Origin of the sequence: Pseudomonas sp. W17, from assembly GCF_040268305.1 — a bacterium.
In the GTDB taxonomy this organism is placed as follows: Bacteria; Pseudomonadota; Gammaproteobacteria; order Pseudomonadales; family Pseudomonadaceae; genus Aquipseudomonas; species Aquipseudomonas protegens.
Window position 1 is genome coordinate 5,290,654 of record NZ_CP158490.1, and the last position, 13,293, is coordinate 5,303,946.

The following is a 13,293-nucleotide window of genomic DNA, read 5'->3' on the forward strand; positions in this document are numbered from 1 at the left end:
TTCCGGGACAGACAACAAGGTCGCGCATTCTACATCGGTTCGACCTGGCTTGCGGGGCGCGGGCGATCTCGTTATAAGTCTCGGCACTTTTAGTGACAAGCCGCCTTCTGCAGACCATGAGCCAAACCGAATCGCTAGACCAAGATCCTGTGTTCCAGTTAAAGGGCAGCATGCTCGCCATCACCGTGCTGGAACTGGCCCGCAACGACCTCGAAGGCCTCGATCGCCAACTGGCCGCGAAAGTCGCCCAGGCGCCGAACTTCTTCAGCAACGCCCCGCTGGTACTGGCCCTGGACAAGCTGCCTGCTGGCGAAGGCTCGGTGGATCTGCCCGGGCTGATGCGCGTCTGCCGCCAGCACGGCCTGCGGACCCTGGCGATCCGCGCCAGCCGCATCGAAGACATTGCCGCGGCGATTGCCGTCGACCTGCCGGTGCTGCCGCCTTCCGGCGCCCGGGAGCGGCCGCTGGAGCCACCGGAAAGTGAAATCAAGAAGCCGGAAAAACCGCCGGAACCCACCATCAAACCGACTCGCATCATCACCTCGCCCGTACGCGGCGGGCAGCAGATCTATGCCCAGGGTGGCGATCTGGTAGTGGTGTCCTCGGTCAGCCCCGGTGCGGAACTTCTCGCCGATGGCAATATCCATGTATACGGCCCCATGCGCGGTCGTGCCCTGGCTGGAGTCAAGGGTGACACCAAGGCGCGGATTTTCTGTCAGCAATTGAGCGCTGAACTGATCTCCATCGCAGGCCAGTACAAGGTTTCCGAGGACCTGCGACGCGACCCGCTGTGGGGCTCCGGAGTCCAGGTCAGCCTGTCGGGTGACGTGTTGAACATCACACGTCTTTAACGGATACTGCCGCATTTTCCAAGCATCTCTAAAACGTAGCGAAAACGGCTCAAACGAAGTAGGAAATTGGCAATCAGCAGTGTTTATCGACGATAAACCCTGCCGCTGACCGAGCTCCAGCCAAGGCTGTCCGACTGCAGTAGTTTTCAAGAGATGTTTTTCAGGGGCTAAAAGTCCTTTTTCCTTAGGGGTGAAACACCTTGGCCAAGATTCTCGTGGTTACATCCGGCAAGGGTGGTGTGGGTAAAACCACCACCAGCGCCGCTATCGGTACCGGCCTCGCTCTGCGCGGCCACAAAACAGTGATCGTCGACTTCGACGTCGGCCTGCGTAACCTCGACCTGATCATGGGCTGCGAGCGTCGCGTGGTGTATGACTTCGTCAACGTGGTCAACGGCGAAGCCAACCTGCAGCAAGCCCTGATCAAAGACAAGCGCCTGGAAAACCTCTACGTACTGGCCGCCAGCCAGACCCGCGACAAAGACGCGCTGACCCTGGAAGGCGTGGAAAAGGTCCTGATGGAACTCAAGGAAACCTTCGAGTTCGTGGTCTGCGACTCCCCGGCCGGTATCGAGAAAGGCGCGCACCTGGCCATGTACTTCGCCGACGAAGCGATTGTCGTGACCAACCCTGAAGTGTCTTCGGTGCGTGACTCCGACCGTATGCTCGGCCTGCTGGCCAGCAAATCCCGTCGCGCCGAAAAGGGCGAGGACGCGATCAAGGAACACCTGCTGTTGACCCGCTACAACCCGGAGCGTGTCAGCAATGGCGAAATGCTCGGTGTTGAAGACGTCAAAGAAATTCTGGCAGTGACCCTGCTCGGCGTCATTCCGGAATCCCAGGCAGTGCTCAAGGCTTCCAACCAGGGCGTGCCGGTGATTCTCGACGACCAGAGTGATGCTGGCCAGGCCTACAGCGATGCGGTTGACCGCCTGCTGGGCAAAACCGTGGAGCACCGGTTCCTTGATGTCGAGAAGAAGGGATTCTTCGAGCGCCTGTTTGGAGGTAGATAATGAATCTTTTTGACTTCTTTCGTGCCAGCAAAAAGGTCAGCACCGCGTCGGTAGCGAAAGAGCGTCTACAGATCATCGTGGCGCATGAACGCGGCCAGCGCAGCACCCCTGATTACTTGCCCGCCTTGCAGAAGGAACTGGTGGAAGTGATCCGCAAGTACGTCAATATCGGGTCCGACGACGTGCACGTCGCTCTGGAAAACCAGGGCAGTTGCTCGATCCTGGAACTCAATATCACCCTGCCTGATCGCTGATTGATCCGACGGGAGCCACGGCGGCTCGCGGGCCTCATGCATTGCATCGAGGTCGGCGAGCCGCCGTTGGCGTTTGTTACGAGGCTGTTTCAATGCCGTTGTCGAATATCCACATCCTGCATCAGGACGCCGCCGTCCTGGTGGTGAACAAACCCACCCTGCTGCTCTCCGTCCCCGGCCGCGCCGACGACAACAAGGATTGCCTGATTACCCGCCTGCAGGAAAACGGCTACCCGGAAGCCCGCATCGTCCACCGCCTGGACTGGGAAACCTCGGGGATCATTCTGCTGGCTCGGGACGCAGACACTCATCGCGAACTGTCCCGACAGTTTCATGACCGCGAAACGGAAAAAGCCTACACCGCACTCTGCTGGGGCCAGCCGGAACTGGACAGCGGCAGCATTGACCTGCCCCTGCGCTACGATCCGCCCACCAAGCCCCGGCACGTGGTGGACCACGAATTCGGCAAGCATGCCCTGACCTTCTGGCGCGTCCTGGAACGCTGCGGCGATTGGTGCCGGGTCGAATTGACCCCCATCACCGGCCGCTCCCATCAGTTGCGGGTACACATGCTGTCCATCGGACACCCGCTGCTGGGCGATGGCCTGTACGCCCATCCCCAGGCGCTGGCGGCCTGGCCACGCCTGTGCCTGCATGCCAGCATGCTCAGCTTCACCCACCCCCAGACCGGCGAGCGCCTGCGCTTCGACTGCCCCGCTCCGTTCTGAGCGCACGCCGCCCAAGCCGGCTTGCGGGCAAAGGCCGCCCCAGCGGCCCTTGTTCGCCGGCAAGCCGGCTCCTACAAGGCACTCCTATACGTTAAACTCGCGCCACTGCTGTCTGGAGCTACTTATGCGCGAAGAGTTGAACCAAGGCCTGATCGACTTTCTCAAGGCCTCCCCTACCCCTTTCCATGCCACTGCCAGCCTCGTTCAACGCCTGGAAGCGGCGGGTTACCAGCGCCTCGACGAGCGCGAGCCATGGACCACCGAAGCCAACGGCCGCTACTACGTCACTCGTAACGATTCCTCCATCGTCGCCTTCAAACTGGGCCGGCATTCGCCCCTGCAAGGCGGCATCCGCCTGGTAGGCGCCCACACCGACAGCCCCTGCCTGCGGGTCAAGCCCCAGCCGGAACTGCAACGCCAGGGCTTCTGGCAACTGGGCGTCGAAGTCTACGGCGGCGCATTGCTGGCTCCGTGGTTCGACCGCGACCTGTCCCTGGCCGGCCGCGTGACCTTCCGCCGCGACGGCAAGGTGGAAAGCCAACTGATCGACTTCAAGGCACCGATCGCGATCATTCCCAACCTGGCCATTCACCTCAACCGTGAAGCCAACCAGGGCTGGGCGATCAACGCGCAGAACGAACTGCCACCGATCCTGGCCCAGTTCGCCGGTGACGAACGGGTGGATTTCCGCGCGGTGTTGACCGACCAACTGGCCCGCGAGCATGGTCTGAACGCCGACGTGGTGCTGGACTACGAACTGAGCTTCTACGACACCCAGAGCGCCGCGGTGATAGGACTGCACGGTGACTTCATCGCCGGCGCACGCCTGGACAACCTGGTGTCCTGCTACGCCGGGCTGCAGGCCCTGCTGACGGCCGACAGCGATGAAACCTGCGTGCTGGTGTGCAACGACCACGAAGAAGTCGGCTCCTGCTCGGCCTGCGGCGCCGACGGCCCTATGCTCGAACAGACCCTGCGCCGCCTGTTGCCCGAAGGTGACGAATTCGTCCGTACCATTCAGAAGTCGCTGTTGATCTCCGCAGACAACGCCCACGGCGTGCACCCCAACTATGCCGACAAGCACGACGCCAACCACGGGCCGAAGCTCAATGCCGGCCCGGTGATCAAGGTCAACAGCAACCAGCGCTACGCCACCAACAGCGAAACCGCCGGCTTCTTCCGCCACCTGTGCATGGCCGAAGAAGTGCCGGTACAGAGCTTCGTGGTGCGCAGCGACATGGGCTGCGGCTCGACCATCGGCCCGATCACCGCCAGCCATCTGGGGGTACGCACTGTGGACATAGGCCTGCCGACCTTCGCCATGCACTCGATCCGCGAGCTCTGTGGCAGCCATGACCTGGCTCATCTGGTGAAAGTGCTGAGCGCCTTCTACGCTAGCCACGAACTGCCATGAGGCAGAGGGCGGGCGCGTGAACACACGCCCGCCTGTTTCTGATGCACATCAACCCGGGCCGCGACAAAGCGACCTAGACTTACAGTTACTCCTCCTGACAAGGCTGTCGCCATGATCTCGATGTCTTCGTTCCACTCCATGCTCATCCCCATTCTCACGGGCATGATCCTGCTGGCCATCGGCTTCAACTTCCGGGACAAGAACCTCGGTGTGTTCAGCATGTGGATCGGCATGCTGCTGATTCTCGGCACCGTGGTCTACAAGATCCTGGCCAAGCTCGCGGAATAAATGCAGCACTCACCCTCGCATTGAATTTGGCGGCCTCGTACACTCGGTCGATCCATTTTTCCCGAGGTTGACCGCCAAGTGTTCGCTCGTCTTTTTGCCCTGCCCTGCTATGTGCTCGTCTGCCTGCTGACCCTGCTGCCCCTGGGGAGCGCCCAGGCGGTGGGCTTGCCTGGCTTGCTGGGCAACCAGACCAAGGCGCAGCCCCAGGCTGAGGAACCCCTGGGGCAATCCCTGGACGAGGTGATCAAGTCCCTGGAGAACGACCAGCAACGGGCCAAGCTGCTGGCGGACCTGAAGAAACTGCGGGATGCCACGAAAAAAGCCCAGCCAACTCCAGAAGAAGGCGTACTGGGCCTGATCGGCGGCACCCTGTCGAACCTGGAAAAGCAATTCTCCGGGGCCGACAGCCCGGTTACCCGCTGGTCCGACGAGTTCGACCTGGCCAAGGAAGAACTCTCGGCACTGATGCTGCCAGCCAGCCAGTGGCTGCCGATCATCTTTGCCTTTGCCCTGATCCTCATGGTCTGGAGCCTGCTGGCAGCAGCGCTGATCTGGCTCAGCCACCGGGTGCGCCTGCGCTTCGGCCTGACCGAAGACCTGCCCCAGCATCCCAAGACCTGGGACCTGCTGCGCTTTGCCCTGCGCAAGCTCGGCCCCTGGCTGATCGCCCTGTTGATCACGGTCTACATGACCTACTCCCTGCCCTCTTCCCTGGGCAAGGACCTGGCCATGGTCCTGGCCTACGCCCTGGTGGTCGGCACCTGTTTCTCGGCGATCTGCGTGGTGGCGTTCTCCGTACTCGATGGCCCGCACCGCCATCGCGCCCTGTACATCCTGCGGCGCCAGGCCTTCCGCCCGCTGTGGTGGATCGGCAGCTTCGCCGCCTTTGGCGAGGCCCTGAGCGACCCACGCATGGTGGCCAGCCTGGGCCAGCACCTGGCCCATACCGCGGCGACCTTCGCCAATGTCATGGCGGCGCTGTCCACCGGCGTGTTCATCCTGCGTTTCCGCCGCCCCATCGCCCACCTGATCCGCAATCAGCCGCTGTCACGGCGCCTGACCCGCCGGGCCCTGAGCGACACCATCGAGATCATCGGCACCTTCTGGTACCTGCCGGCCCTGGTGCTGGTAGGTATCTCGCTGTTCGCCACCTTCGTTTCCGCCGGCGACACCAGCACCGCCCTGCGCCAGTCGTTGCTGTGCACGGTACTGCTGGTGCTGTGCATGGTGATCAACGGCCTGGTACGCCGCCATGCCCTCAAGCCCCAGCGCGGGCACAAACGCCATGCGCTGTACTCCGAGCGGCTGAAAAGCTTCTTCTACACCCTGGCTCACCTGGCGGTCTGGCTGGCATTCATCGAGCTCGGCCTGCGGGTCTGGGGCATGTCGCTGATCCGCTTCACCGAAGGCGATGGCCATGAAGTCAGCGTCAAGCTGTTCAGCCTCGGCGGCACCCTGATCTTTGCCTGGCTGATCTGGATTCTCAGCGACACCGCGGTGCATCACGCCCTGACCCGTTCGCGCAAGGGCCTGGCCAACGCGCGCGCGCAAACCATGATGCCGCTGATCCGCAACGTGCTGTTCGTGGCGATCTTCATCATTGCCACCATCGTTGCCCTGGCGAACATGGGCATGAACGTCACGCCGCTGCTGGCCGGTGCCGGTGTCATCGGCCTGGCCATCGGTTTCGGCGCCCAGTCCCTGGTAGCGGACTTGATCACCGGCCTGTTCATCATCATCGAGGACTCCCTGGCCATCGACGACTACGTCGATGTCGGCGGCCACCTGGGCACCGTCGAGGGCCTGACTATCCGTACCGTGCGCCTGCGGGACATCGACGGCATCGTGCACACCATCCCGTTCAGCGAAATCAAGAGCATCAAGAACTACTCCCGGGAGTTCGGCTACGCGATCTTCCGCGTGGCGATCCCGTACAACATGGAAATCGACGACGCAATCAAGCTGATGCGCGATGTCGGCCAGAAGATGCGCACCGACCCCCTGCAGCGCCGCAATATCTGGTCGCCGCTGGAAATCCAGGGGGTGGAGAGTTTCGAGTCCGGCAGCGCCATCCTCCGGGCCCGCTTCAAGACCGCACCGATCAAGCAGTGGGAAGTGTCCCGGGCGTTCAACCTGTCCCTCAAGCGTCACCTCGACGAAGCCGGGCTGGACCTGGCTACGCCGCGCATGAGCATCCAGGTGATCACCGCAGGCGGCGGCGCGGAAAAGGAGTGATCCTGTAGGAGCCGGCTTGCCGGCGAACGACACTGGCGCCTAAAGAACGTCAACACCGACATGAATCGCGTCATGGCGCCAGAACTCCAGGTCGCAATCGATCAGCCGCTCGTGCTGGTCATAGTTCACCCGGGCAATCCGCAGCCCCGGGCTGCCCACCGAAACCTTCAAGGCCGCCGCCGCTTCCGGCTGCAGTGAGGTGGGCACGATTTCAAAGCGTACCCGTCCGTAGTGCAGGTCGTAATGCCGGGCATAGAGTTCGGTGATCGACTGGTTCAGGTCCAGATCGAGAATCTTCGGAAAATACTTGGGGTTCAGGTAGTGCTCGACATACAGCACCAGCCGCTCATCGATGCGTCGTGCGCGACAAATCTGGATCACGCTGGACAGTGCCGGCAATTGCAGCCAGGCGCAGACCGCCGCCGATGCCGGTTGCAGGCGCGCGGAAATCACCTCGGTGGAGGGCACCCGCCCCTGGGCACTGACCATGGCGTGGAAGTGGCTGCGCTGCATCAGGTTGTAGGCCAGGCGCGGCGGCGAAACAAACCAGCCACGACGCTCTTCACGGTAGATCTGGCCCTGGGCCTCCAGTTGCAGCAGGGCCTCACGCACAGTGATGCGGGTGGTGGCAAATAGCTCGCTGAGCTTGCGTTCGGCCGGCAGCTTGCTACCGGGCGCCAACAGCCCGTGGGCGATCTGCTCCTGCAGGACCTGGCCGATGGCTGTCACCGCTTTGGTTGCATCAATACGCATCAACGTTACCTATCTGGACTAGACCAGCACTGTTTCAGGGCAGCGCTATGGCCGGGGCAGTGCTCTGCATCCGTGCACAAAGCCTAGGCAATGCATATGACTGACAGATGACAAAGGCGCTCAGCGGGCCTGCCACTCGCTTGCAAATTACCCGCCAGATCCTTGTTCTGCGCGTGTTTGGCCATGGTCTACGCTTATTTCGCAGCCCCGGACCTGCGCCCTAATCCACGCGCCGATCGTTGGTACCGACATCAAAGTGTCATCCAACCCGCCTAAATTGGCTCAGGTATTGCTGACCTAGACCAACCCACCGCAAGACTGTCGATAAAACGCAGCGTTGAACACGCCCAAAGGAGCTTCGGATGAAACAGCTTTTCCTGGCATCACTGTTAGGCTCGACCATTGCCCTGTGCACTGCCGCCATGGCTGCTGATAACGATTTGAAAACCCTGGAAGCCGCTGCGAAAGCAGAAGGCGCGGTCAACAGCGTCGGCATGCCCGATGACTGGGCCAACTGGAAAGGCACCTGGGAAGACCTGGCCAAGACCTACGGCCTCAAGCACATCGACACCGACATGAGCTCGGCCCAGGAGATCGCCAAGTTCGCCGCCGAGAAAGACAATGCCAGCGCCGATATCGGCGACGTTGGCGCGGCCTTCGGCCCGATCGCGGTCAAGCAGGGCGTGGCCCAGCCCTACAAGCCGAGCACCTGGGCCCAGGTCCCGGATTGGGCCAAGGACAAGGACGGCAACTGGGCGCTGGCCTACACCGGCACCATCGCCTTCATCATCAACAAGAAGCTGCTGCACGGCTCCGAAGCGCCGAAGAGCTGGGCCGACCTGGAAAAGGGCAAGTACAAGGTGTCCATCGGTGACGTGAGCACCGCCGCCCAGGCCGCCAACGGCGTACTGGCCGCCGCCATCGCCAAGGGCGGTGACGAGAAGAACATCCAGCCGGCGCTGCTGATGTTCGCCGAAATCGCCAAGCAGGGGCGCCTGTCCCTGGCCAACCCGACCATCGCCACCATGGAAAAGGGTGAAGTGGAAGTCGGCGTGGTCTGGGACTTCAACGGCCTGAGCTACCGCAACAAGATGGTCAACAAGGACGACTACATCGTGCTGATCCCGTCGGACGGCTCGGTGATCTCCGGCTACACCACCATCATCAACAAGTACGCCAAGCATCCCAACGCCGCCAAGCTGACCCGCGAGTACATCTTCAGCGACGCCGGCCAGACCAACCTGGCCCGCGGCAATGCGCGGCCGATCCGTGCCGAGCACCTGACCCTGCCGGCGGACGTACAGGCCAACCTGCTGCCCAACGAGCAGTACAAGCACGTAACACCGATCAAGGACGCCGATGCCTGGGAGAAAACCTCCAAGGGCCTGCCGCAGAAGTGGCAGGAAGAAGTGATCATCAACATGCAGTAAGGCTGCATCCCTGTAGGAGCCGGCTTGCCGGCGAATGGCTCAAAGGCGCTGCACAGACAAGCGCACACAGGCCACTCGCCGACAAGCTGGCGCCTACACACCCGATCCCGGAGTCCTCCACCTCATGAAGCACAACGTCATCCTTGTGGTGCTCGACGGCCTCAACCACGAAGTTGCCCGACTCGCCATGGGGCACCTGCAAGCCTACGTCGGTGCTGGCCGCGCCGCCCTGTACAAACTGCAATGCGAACTACCTGCCCTCTCCCGCCCGCTGTACGAATGCATACTCACCGGCGTGCGGCCGATCGACAGCGGTATCGTGCACAACCAAGTCTCGCGCCTCTCCAACCAGCGCAGCCTGTTCCACTACGCCCGCGAGGCCGGCCTGAGCACTGCCGCCGCCGCCTATCACTGGGTCAGCGAGCTGTACAACCGTTCGCCCTTCAACGCCCCGCAAGACCGGCACACCGCAAACCCTGAACTGCCGATCCAGTACGGCCACTTCTACTGGAGCGATCATTACCCCGACTCCCATCTGTTCGCCGACGCCGAGGACCTGCGCCTGCGCCATCAGCCCAACCTGCTGCTGGTGCATCCGATGAACATCGACGACGCCGGACACAAGCACGGCCTGGACAGTTCGCAGTACCGCAACAGCGCGCGCTCGGCGGACATCATTCTCGCCGACTACCTGCAAGGCTGGCTCGACGCCGGCTACCAGGTGCTGGTGACGGCCGACCACGGCATGAACAACGACCGCTCGCACAATGGCCTGCTGGCCGAGGAGCGAGAGGTCCCGCTGTTCGTTCTCGGCGACGCTTTCAGCCTCGACCCCGCTGCCGCGCCGAAACAGACCGAACTGTGCGGCACCGTCTGCCAATTGCTGGGCGCGCCCCATGACAAACCTTTCTGCCGGGAGCTGTTGAAGTGAATTCAGTCACCCGTGGCAAATGGCTGGCGGCCCTGTGCCTGGTGCCCTTCGCCCTGTTCTTCATCGTGTTCCAGATTGCCCCCCTGGTGTGGGTGCTGATCAACAGCCTGCAATCGGAAGAGTTCGGCTGGGGCCTGGCCAACTTCACCAGGATCTTCAGCTCGAAGTTCTACCTGCAGGCCATCCAGTACAGCCTGGAGATCAGTTTCTGGTCCAGCGTGTTCGGCATCATCATCGCCGTGCTGGGCAGCTACTCGCTGCGCCGGGTGGATTCGCGCCTGCGCAACTTCGTCAATGCCTTCGCCAACATGACCAGCAACTTCGCCGGGGTGCCCCTGGCTTTCGCCTTCATCATCCTGCTGGGCTTCAACGGCACCATCACCATCATGCTCAAGCAGTCGGGGATCATTCAGGACTTCAACCTGTACTCCAAAACTGGGTTGATCATTCTCTACACCTACTTCCAGATCCCCCTTGGCGTGCTGCTGCTCTACCCGGCCTTCGACGCCCTGCGCGAGGACTGGCGTGAATCCGCCGCCTTGCTGGGGGCCAACGGCTGGCAGTTCTGGCGGTATATCGGCCTGCCGGTGCTGACCCCGGCGCTGCTGGGCACCTTCGTCATCCTGCTGGCCAACGCCCTGGGCGCCTACGCCACGGTCTACGCCCTGACCACCGGCAACTTCAACGTCCTGCCGATCCGCATCGCCGCCATGGTCTCCGGGGACATCTCCCTGGATCCGAACATGGCCAGCGCCCTGGCCGTGGTGCTGGTGGCGCTGATGACCCTGGTGACCATCGTCCATCAACTGCTGTTGAAGAGGAGCTACCATGTCTCGCGCTGAACCCGGCTCCGCCGCGCTCTACCACCGGGTGGTGGTCTACCTGCTGTTTGCCATCCTTCTGCTGCCGCTGCTGGGGACCTTCGTCTACTCGATTGCCAGCAGCTGGTCGGCGACCATCCTGCCCAGCGGCTTCACCTTCAAGTGGTACCTGCAGCTGTGGAGCGACCCACGTTTTCTCAATGCCTTCGGCCAGTCATTGCTGGTCTGCGTGGGTGCGCTGGTGCTTTCAGTGGTGCTGATCCTGCCGCTGCTGTTCGTGGTGCACTACCACTTCCCCAAGCTCGATGCGCTGATGAACATCCTGATCCTGCTGCCCTTCGCGGTGCCGCCGGTGGTGTCCTCGGTGGGCCTGCTGCAACTCTATGGTTCGGGGCCCTTGGCCATGGTCGGCACGCCCTGGATCCTCATCGGCTGCTACTTCACCGTGGCATTGCCGTTCATGTACCGGGCCATCACCAACAACTTGCAGGCGATCAACCTGCGGGACCTGATGGACGCTGCCCAACTGCTGGGCGCCAGTACCTGGCAGGCAGCCTTCCTGGTGGTCCTGCCGAACCTACGCAAGGGCCTGATGGTGGCGCTGCTGCTGTCCTTCTCGTTCCTGTTCGGCGAGTTCGTGTTCGCCAACATCCTGGTGGGCACCCGCTATGAAACCCTGCAGGTCTACCTGAACAACATGCGCAACAGCAGCGGCCACTTCACCAGCGCCCTGGTGATTTCCTACTTCTTCTTCGTGCTGCTTCTGACCTGGGCCGCCAACATCTTGAACAAGGACAAAAGCCAATGAGCTTCGTCAGCGTCCAACACCTGCAAAAGAACTATGCGGGCACCACGGTATTCAGCGACATCAATTGCGAAATCCGCAAGGGCGAGTTCGTCACCCTGCTCGGCCCTTCCGGCTGCGGCAAGTCGACCCTGCTGCGCTGCATCGCCGGCCTGACCCCGGTGGACGGCGGCAAGATCCTCCTCGACGGCCAGGACATCGTGCCCCTGAGCCCGCAGAAACGCGGGATCGGCATGGTGTTCCAGAGCTACGCGCTGTTTCCCAACATGACCGTGGAACAGAACGTCGCCTTTGGCCTGCGCATGCAGAAGGTCGGCGCCGAAGACAGCCGCAAGCGGGTCCAGGAAGCCTTGCAACTGGTGGAGCTCAACGACTTCGCCAGCCGCTACCCGCACCAGCTGTCCGGTGGCCAGTGCCAGCGCGTGGCCCTGGCCCGCTCCCTGGTGACCCGCCCGCGCCTGCTGTTGCTGGACGAACCGCTGTCGGCCCTGGATGCACGGATCCGCAAGCACTTGCGCGAACAGATCCGCAACATCCAGCGGGAACTGGGCCTGACGACGATCTTCGTCACCCACGACCAGGAAGAAGCCCTGACCATGTCCGACCGGATCTTCCTGATGAACCAGGGCAGGATCGTCCAGAGCGGCGATGCCGAAACCCTCTACACCGCCCCGGTGGACGCCTTCGCCGCGGGCTTTATCGGCAACTACAACCTGCTGGATGCCGACAGCGCCAGCAAGCTGCTGCAGCGGCCGGTCAGCGGCCGCATCGCCATCCGCCCGGAAGCCATCGAACTGCGCAAGGAAGGCCCACTGGATGCGCTGATACGCAGCCACAGCCTGCTGGGCAACGTGATCCGCTATCGGGTCGAGGCCCGAGGTGTGGAGCTGGTGGTGGATGTACTCAACCGCTCGGCCGATGATCTGCACGCCGACGGCCAGCGTCTGGCATTGAGCATCGATCCGACAGCCCTGTGTGAGGTAGCCTGATGGCATTCACGCAATTGATCCTGAAGAGAGAGCGGCACTGATGGCCTTGGCAATTTTTGATCTGGACGAAACCCTGATTCACGGCGACTGCGCCACCCTCTGGAGCGAGCAGATGGGCCGCCTGGGCTGGGTCGACAGCGAGTCGTTCATGCGTCGCAACCATGAGCTGATGGACGCGTACAGCCATGGCAAGCTGGCCATGGAGGAGTTCATGGACTTCAGCCTGGAACCCATGAGCGGACGCACCCCGGAAGAGGTCGCGCACCTGGTCGAACCCTGGGTCGAAGAGGTGATCGAGCCGATCATCTTCAGCGACGCCTGCAAGGCCATTGCCGCCCACCGCCAGGCCGGCGACCGGATCCTGGTGATCTCGGCCTCGGGCACTCACCTGGTGAAGCCGATTGCCGCGCGCCTGGGTATCGACGAAGTCCTGGGAATCGAGCTGGAGGTGCAGCATGGGGTCTACAGCGGCCGCACCGTTGGCACCCTGACCTACCGCGAGGGCAAGATCACCCGCCTGCTGCAATGGCTGGATGCCGAGGAGGAAAACCTGGAAGGCGCGACCTTCTACTCCGACTCGCGCAATGACCTGCCGTTGCTGCTGCGCGTGGACCACCCGCAGGTGGTGAATCCGGATCCGGTGCTGCGTGAACATGCGCAGAAAGCCGGCTGGCCGATCCACCACTGGAAGTGACCCGCCCCAGAGATCCCCGGAGCTGGCTTATGTAGGAGCTGGCTTGCCAGCGAACAGACCGCCAGGCCTGACGCCCCCTTCGCCGGC

Annotated in this window: 14 protein-coding genes; 13 read left to right on the top strand and 1 reads right to left on the bottom strand. The window is 62.5% G+C overall.

All coding sequences use genetic code 11. The features are described from left to right. Nucleotides 1-116 precede the first annotated feature (116 nt). The 7 genes from minC to ABCR88_RS24135 all read left to right on the top strand — a co-directional run bounded on the left by minC (nucleotide 117) and on the right by ABCR88_RS24135 (nucleotide 6,783). On the top strand, nucleotides 117-851 hold the full coding sequence (gene minC / locus ABCR88_RS24105) for a septum site-determining protein MinC (protein ID WP_011062649.1): 735 nt from the start codon (nucleotides 117-119) through the stop codon (nucleotides 849-851). A gap of 200 nt (nucleotides 852-1,051) precedes the next feature. Continuing rightward, entirely contained in the window at nucleotides 1,052-1,864 is an 813-nt protein-coding gene (gene minD / locus ABCR88_RS24110; RefSeq protein ID WP_011062650.1) for a septum site-determining protein MinD, read from the top strand. Continuing rightward, nucleotides 1,864-2,118, top strand: a complete 255-nt coding sequence (gene minE, locus ABCR88_RS24115; protein ID WP_007898843.1) for a cell division topological specificity factor MinE — start codon at nucleotides 1,864-1,866, stop codon at nucleotides 2,116-2,118. The genes minD and minE overlap by 1 nt, the downstream gene beginning before the upstream one ends. 92 nt (nucleotides 2,119-2,210) lie before the next feature. Beyond that, nucleotides 2,211-2,846, top strand: coding sequence for an RluA family pseudouridine synthase (locus ABCR88_RS24120; protein WP_041119453.1), 636 nt, complete (start codon nucleotides 2,211-2,213; stop codon nucleotides 2,844-2,846). 124 nt (nucleotides 2,847-2,970) lie between these two features. After that, nucleotides 2,971-4,260 carry a M18 family aminopeptidase gene (locus ABCR88_RS24125; protein WP_350023088.1) on the top strand — a complete coding sequence of 430 codons (1,290 nt, stop codon included), beginning with the start codon at nucleotides 2,971-2,973 and terminating at the stop codon, nucleotides 4,258-4,260. A gap of 111 nt (nucleotides 4,261-4,371) precedes the next feature. Further along, nucleotides 4,372-4,548: a hypothetical protein gene (locus ABCR88_RS24130; protein WP_011062653.1), complete on the top strand. Its 177-nt coding sequence runs from the start codon at nucleotides 4,372-4,374 to the stop codon at nucleotides 4,546-4,548. Nucleotides 4,549-4,626: 78 nt separating this feature from the next. After that, a complete protein-coding gene (locus ABCR88_RS24135) occupies nucleotides 4,627-6,783 on the top strand; it encodes a mechanosensitive ion channel domain-containing protein (RefSeq protein WP_041119455.1) in 2,157 nt (718 codons plus the stop codon). Between the two features lie 39 nt (nucleotides 6,784-6,822). Here ABCR88_RS24135 and ABCR88_RS24140 read toward each other — a convergent pair whose 3' ends face one another. Then, nucleotides 6,823-7,536 (bottom strand): UTRA domain-containing protein, encoded by a 714-nt coding sequence (locus ABCR88_RS24140; RefSeq protein WP_011062655.1) that lies wholly within the window; start codon nucleotides 7,534-7,536, stop codon nucleotides 6,823-6,825. Nucleotides 7,537-7,898: 362 nt separating this feature from the next. Here ABCR88_RS24140 and ABCR88_RS24145 point away from each other — a divergent pair, with 362 nt between their 5' ends. The 6 genes from ABCR88_RS24145 (at nucleotide 7,899) to ABCR88_RS24170 (ending at nucleotide 13,206) form a co-directional block, all read left to right on the top strand. Further along, on the top strand, nucleotides 7,899-8,966 hold the full coding sequence (locus ABCR88_RS24145) for an ABC transporter substrate-binding protein (protein WP_015636612.1): 1,068 nt from the start codon (nucleotides 7,899-7,901) through the stop codon (nucleotides 8,964-8,966). Nucleotides 8,967-9,090: 124 nt separating this feature from the next. Continuing rightward, nucleotides 9,091-9,897: an alkaline phosphatase family protein gene (locus ABCR88_RS24150; protein WP_041119456.1), complete on the top strand. Its 807-nt coding sequence runs from the start codon at nucleotides 9,091-9,093 to the stop codon at nucleotides 9,895-9,897. Then, the gene (locus ABCR88_RS24155) at nucleotides 9,894-10,739 is read left to right on the top strand and encodes an ABC transporter permease subunit (RefSeq protein WP_236183967.1); all 846 of its coding nucleotides are present in this window, start codon (nucleotides 9,894-9,896) and stop codon (nucleotides 10,737-10,739) included. Before ABCR88_RS24150 ends, ABCR88_RS24155 begins: the two co-directional genes overlap by 4 nt. Then, complete coding sequence (locus tag ABCR88_RS24160) at nucleotides 10,726-11,526, top strand: ABC transporter permease (protein ID WP_325985103.1); 801 nt, start codon at nucleotides 10,726-10,728, stop codon at nucleotides 11,524-11,526. The genes ABCR88_RS24155 and ABCR88_RS24160 overlap by 14 nt, the downstream gene beginning before the upstream one ends. After that, nucleotides 11,523-12,512 carry an ABC transporter ATP-binding protein gene (locus ABCR88_RS24165; RefSeq protein WP_123472867.1) on the top strand — a complete coding sequence of 330 codons (990 nt, stop codon included), beginning with the start codon at nucleotides 11,523-11,525 and terminating at the stop codon, nucleotides 12,510-12,512. The genes ABCR88_RS24160 and ABCR88_RS24165 overlap by 4 nt, the downstream gene beginning before the upstream one ends. Nucleotides 12,513-12,552: 40 nt before the next feature. Next, complete coding sequence (locus tag ABCR88_RS24170) at nucleotides 12,553-13,206, top strand: HAD family hydrolase (RefSeq protein WP_011062661.1); 654 nt, start codon at nucleotides 12,553-12,555, stop codon at nucleotides 13,204-13,206. Nucleotides 13,207-13,293: the final 87 nt, after the last annotated feature.

Coding starts and splice junctions, on each gene's coding strand:
- ABCR88_RS24165 (WP_123472867.1), top strand. CDS start 11,523: ATGAGCTTCGTCAGCGTCCAACACCTGCAAAAGAACTATGCGGGCACC.
- minE (WP_007898843.1), top strand. CDS start 1,864: ATGAATCTTTTTGACTTCTTTCGTGCCAGCAAAAAGGTCAGCACCGCG.
- ABCR88_RS24170 (WP_011062661.1), top strand. CDS start 12,553: ATGGCCTTGGCAATTTTTGATCTGGACGAAACCCTGATTCACGGCGAC.
- ABCR88_RS24120 (WP_041119453.1), top strand. CDS start 2,211: ATGCCGTTGTCGAATATCCACATCCTGCATCAGGACGCCGCCGTCCTG.
- ABCR88_RS24150 (WP_041119456.1), top strand. CDS start 9,091: ATGAAGCACAACGTCATCCTTGTGGTGCTCGACGGCCTCAACCACGAA.
- minC (WP_011062649.1), top strand. CDS start 117: ATGAGCCAAACCGAATCGCTAGACCAAGATCCTGTGTTCCAGTTAAAG.
- ABCR88_RS24145 (WP_015636612.1), top strand. CDS start 7,899: ATGAAACAGCTTTTCCTGGCATCACTGTTAGGCTCGACCATTGCCCTG.
- ABCR88_RS24125 (WP_350023088.1), top strand. CDS start 2,971: ATGCGCGAAGAGTTGAACCAAGGCCTGATCGACTTTCTCAAGGCCTCC.
- ABCR88_RS24160 (WP_325985103.1), top strand. CDS start 10,726: ATGTCTCGCGCTGAACCCGGCTCCGCCGCGCTCTACCACCGGGTGGTG.
- ABCR88_RS24140 (WP_011062655.1), bottom strand. CDS start 7,536: ATGCGTATTGATGCAACCAAAGCGGTGACAGCCATCGGCCAGGTCCTG.
- ABCR88_RS24130 (WP_011062653.1), top strand. CDS start 4,372: ATGATCTCGATGTCTTCGTTCCACTCCATGCTCATCCCCATTCTCACG.